Source organism: Streptomyces sp. NPDC045846 (assembly GCF_056431605.1).
The window spans coordinates 1-4044 of sequence record NZ_JBWKKJ010000046.1 but is presented as its reverse complement, the minus strand read 5'-3'; the positions used below and the strand labels follow the sequence as shown (position 1 = coordinate 4044).

4 protein-coding genes and 1 pseudogene are annotated in these 4044 nt (G+C 67.6%); 1 reads left to right on the top strand and 4 read right to left on the bottom strand.

From position 1 onward, the window contains the following. Window positions 1-298 precede the first annotated feature (298 nt). Entirely contained in the window at window positions 299-595 is a 297-nt protein-coding gene (locus AC07F3_RS42295; RefSeq protein WP_479120439.1) for a hypothetical protein, read from the top strand. On the opposite strand, the gene AC07F3_RS42290 is transcribed toward AC07F3_RS42295, so the two are convergent. The 4 genes and pseudogenes from AC07F3_RS42290 to AC07F3_RS42275 form a co-directional block, all read right to left on the bottom strand. After that, entirely contained in the window at window positions 516-887 is a 372-nt protein-coding gene (locus AC07F3_RS42290) for a helix-turn-helix transcriptional regulator (RefSeq protein WP_479120438.1), read from the bottom strand. The genes AC07F3_RS42295 and AC07F3_RS42290 overlap by 80 nt on opposite strands. A gap of 123 nt (window positions 888-1010) precedes the next feature. Beyond that, a pseudogene (locus tag AC07F3_RS42285) lies at window positions 1011-1923 on the bottom strand (IS5 family transposase); the annotation flags it as partial. A 95-nt stretch (window positions 1924-2018) separates the two neighbouring features. After that, the gene (locus AC07F3_RS42280) at window positions 2019-2462 is read right to left on the bottom strand and encodes a RacP protein (protein ID WP_479120436.1); all 444 of its coding nucleotides are present in this window, start codon (window positions 2460-2462) and stop codon (window positions 2019-2021) included. 3 nt (window positions 2463-2465) lie between these two features. Continuing rightward, on the bottom strand, window positions 2466-3467 hold the full coding sequence (locus AC07F3_RS42275) for a DUF6192 family protein (RefSeq protein ID WP_479120435.1): 1002 nt from the start codon (window positions 3465-3467) through the stop codon (window positions 2466-2468). Window positions 3468-4044 lie beyond the last annotated feature (577 nt).

Sequence of the window (4044 nt, the reverse complement as noted above, 5' to 3'; positions counted from 1 at the left end):
CCTAAACGCCTTCCAGATCGCCTTCGAAGGCCGGCTCACCCCGGCCAACAACTGAACCTCAACAACCAAGATCAGCCGTTGATTGGACAGACCCCACCCCACACGATGCCCCTACGTTCTGCTCTCCAAGCACAGCGGTAAGGGTCGGTGGTGACGTCCTCGCCTCAATTACGGGGGGAATATCTACATCAGCTGAGAGCCTGTGTCAGAAGTCTGGTGGCCTGAGCGCGCCGGATTGGGGCAGGCGGAATCTGTGTCATGTGCGCGGTCCGACCTGCTCTGCGAGATTCGGCATGCCTTGATCCAGGCAGGGTTCCAGCTGGTCGGTGAAGACGAAGAGGACGGCAGGCCCGGGCTTGCGGTGACGGCGGTGCCGGCCGGAGTGCTGGTGACGTGGACGGCTTCAGACGGGTTCACCTCGCTGGCGAAGGACCAGCCCGGGGCGTCGGGCGACAGCCTGCAGGCGATCGTGCAGGCTGCGGTTTCGGGCCTGCTGGTCCAGCTCGGTCATACGGTCACGGAACCCGCAGCCGACGGTGACCTGCTGGTTCTGGCAGACGGTCAGGCATTCCACCGACAGGGTTCGGCTGAGTAGCGTCGGTGTGGTGGTGCGCTGTGGTGTCAGTGCTCGTTGTCTGACACTCGTTGTCACGGCGGATGAAGAGCTCCAGCAGGCTCCGAACGGGCAGGTGGGCTTCGGCCGGATGCCGGAGGGTGCCCTCCGGATGAAGGGTGTATTGCGTGCGTCGTCCGTCTCGCCCGCGGCTGAGATAGCCGGCCTTTTCGAGGTCGGAGATGATTCTCTGGGCTGTGCGTTCGGTGATGCGGCAGGCTGCGGCTATGTCGCGGAGGCGGACGGACGGATCGCGTGCGATGGACAGCAGCACGCGGGCGTGGTTCGTCAGGAAGGTCCACTCGTCGTTCTGCTGGTCCACGATGCGTCCCGTTCTTTGGTCACCGCCCTGCCCGGTATACCGATGAAAAATACCGGAATTGGCTGACTCCTGTGTGGGTTGTCGTGGTGGAGCCGCCGGCGGGTGGTGCTCGGGGGCGGGGTCAGGCGGCTTGCGGCATGACGTAGCCGTGGGCGATGTCGCGGCGTTCGGCGGGCCGGGCCATGTGGCGGGTCAGTCGGCGTGTCATCAAGGTGATCGCGGCCCAGGTGATGAGTGCTTCGCTCATCTCGGGGAGCCGTTCGTGGTCGCGGCAGTGCCGGCGGGCCCGCATGACCCACGACCAGCACCGCTCGACCGCCCACCGGCGTGGCAGAACGATGAACCCTTTGGCGTTCGGCGGGCGCCGCACCGTTTTGATGGTGATGTCGAGGTACTTCTCCGCCCAGGCCACCAGGTCGTTCTTGGCGTAGGCGGAATCGGCCCAGACGATGGCGATCTCCGGGTGCATCAGGGCGAGGCGGAACAGCAACTCCCGTGCGACCAGCGAGTCCTGGGCGTCAGCGGGCGTGACCAGGACCAGCAGGACGAGACTGCGGTGGTCGCAGACGACGTGCCGCTTCCTCCCATTGATCAACTTTCCGCCGTCCCATCCTCGCGTCGCCCGGCTGACGGTCTCCGAGGCTTTGACCGACTGGGAGTCGACGATGACCGACGCCGTCCGCGCCGTCTTGCCCGCGGCCAGGCGGATGCGGCGGCGGAGATGGTCACGGATGACGCCCAGGACCCCGGTCGCGGCCCACCTCCTCGCGAAGCCGTAAATCGTGCGCCAGGGCGGGTAGTCGGCGGGCATACTGCGCCATTTAATGCCGTTGTCGACCAGATAGCGGATGCCGTCGACGATCTCCCTGCGCGGGTGTGCCTCTGGCCTGCCGCCGCGCGACGTCTGGCAGGCGGGAACCGGCAGCAACGGTTCGAGCAGACACCATTCCGCGTCACTCATGTCGGAGGGATAGCGAGGAGTACGCATGCGGGAAGCCAGGGCCGGACCGGTGTGCAGAGCTGCGGACGGGCGGACCGGGCCGGCCCTGGCCTCCTTCTGCTCAGGCGGACCTCCCTCCTCGGCTACTGGGGCTGCGGGTGGGCGATCATGTCGAGCGCGCTCTGGATGGCGTTCATCTGCGCGAGGACGTAGGACACCCAGCGGCTCTTGGGGAACAAACGCGCGTGCGGGTCGAGGACCCCAGTGATCACACTGCTGATCTGCGTGTATTTCACCTCGGCCCACTGCCGCTCCCACGCCTCCAACTCGTCGGCGTCCTCGCAGAAGTGGTAGCCCTTCTCCCACGACCACATCAGCGGCGGCCACCGCTTCTCACCCGCCAGTTCGCGGTAGGCGGCAAGCCCCCGCACGATCTGCGACGCGGAGAGTTCGGTGACCGCCATCAGGCGGGGCTTCTTCAACCCGACCGGAGCCGTCTCCATCAACGCGAGCCGGATCGTGTCGGCGTGCCGCGCGGCGGACGGTGAGCGGCGCCTGTCGCGCTCCGTTTTTCGGGAGCGCGGCATCACTCACTCGCCCCGTAGGAGCCGGGCCAGTGCGTCGTCCACGTCGACTTCTCCGGTCTCGATGGCGTGTTCGATCCACTCGCAGGCGGCGCGCACGCGGGCGAGGTTCTCGCCCAGCACCGCCTTTTCGTCCTCGCCGACCGCGCGTCCGCGCAGTCCGGGGACCACGCGGTTGGTGATGGCCACGAAGGAGTGGCAGGCGCCGACCAGGTCCAGGAACTCCGATGTCCGCTCGAAGCGCCTGATCACGGGGGCGAGTTCGCCGGTCTGCCCGAACTCCTCGCGGGCCTGGCGGCCGCGTTCGACCTGGGCGTGGTTGACGGACTGCCTGGCCCGGTCGTCCGACATCGCCTTGAACGCGACGTCGGGCCGGTGCAGCAGGCCGGTGGCGGCCTGGGCGGCCACCTGCTCGTCGTGGGCCAGGTCACGGATCGTCTCCACCCGCACCTGCGCGGGTACTTCATCGGCGACCGCGGGCCGGCGAAGGAGGTCGGCCGCCACCTGGGCGGCCACCTGATCGTCGGTCGCCAGGCCATGGATCGCGGTGACCTTCTCCTGCACCGACACCGGATTCCGCACCTGCCAGCCCCGCACCCGTTTCGCCGCGTCCTCGGTCCACCGCGGCTTGCCACGACGGCTGTTGAACGGCGGATTGCGGATCACCTCGAACCGGTTCTCCACTCCCACCAGGATGCGGTGGACGTCGATCGACACCCCTTTGACCCGCTGGTCAGGCGGCCAGGCGGCCGCTGTGAACCGCCAGCTCATCACGCTACTGACCGACACCCCGACGTCGTCCGCGAACCGGCGCAGGGTCTCCTCCACCGACTGGACGTCCGCACCCAACGGGATTCGCGCACCTCCCCTGGACTGAAGGGGCTCAATCTCCAGAGCGTTGTCCCCTAATTTGAAAAACGTGTCCCGCTCGGTCTCGACCAGACTCTTCGACTCCGCCACGAGCTCGTCGTAGCGCTCCTGGGTCACCTTGCCGACCATGGTGGGCATTGCATTCACCACCTGCCACGGGCCCGGGGGCGGCAGACGCCGGCGACATGGCCGGACCCGCGCTGCCCTCAGCGTCCATCCAGCCGGAGATCGAACACCAGCACTGACCGGAATTGACCGAATGAGCCCCGAAACGGTCAGTCCGACCGTTTGCCCAAGCTCGAATTCCGCGGTTCGGCGAACGCTTTCCTTCGCCCGTACGCAGCCCTCCCGCGGCACTTCGCCGAGCAGTACACCGCGTTGCTCCGGTGATCCACCGCGGCCACCCAAGCCGTCTGGCAGACCGGGCAGACCCGCTGCCCCGCGCCGTCACGCTCGGCCGCGGCCCGCCGCCGAATCCGCTGTGCGTGCCGCCACTGCCTGGCCCGACACGCCGCCGAGCAGTACACCGCCCTCGGCGCGGCCCCCAGCTCCAGCGGGGCATCACACACCGGACAGCACCGCTGACGCGGCAGCCCGTCGTACCCGGACACACGGGCAGCCTAAGACTTGTCCCGTAACTGCAGGTCACAGGTGAGATGATCTTGTCGTGGCTGGTGTGATCACGGCATCGGAGCCGTCCTGGATAACCCCGTTC

Excerpts from the sequence above, each read along its gene's own strand:
- AC07F3_RS42280 (WP_479120436.1), bottom strand. The coding sequence starts at position 2,462 with ATGCCGCGCTCCCGAAAAACGGAGCGCGACAGGCGCCGCTCACCGTCC.
- AC07F3_RS42275 (WP_479120435.1), bottom strand. The coding sequence starts at position 3,467 with ATGCCCACCATGGTCGGCAAGGTGACCCAGGAGCGCTACGACGAGCTC.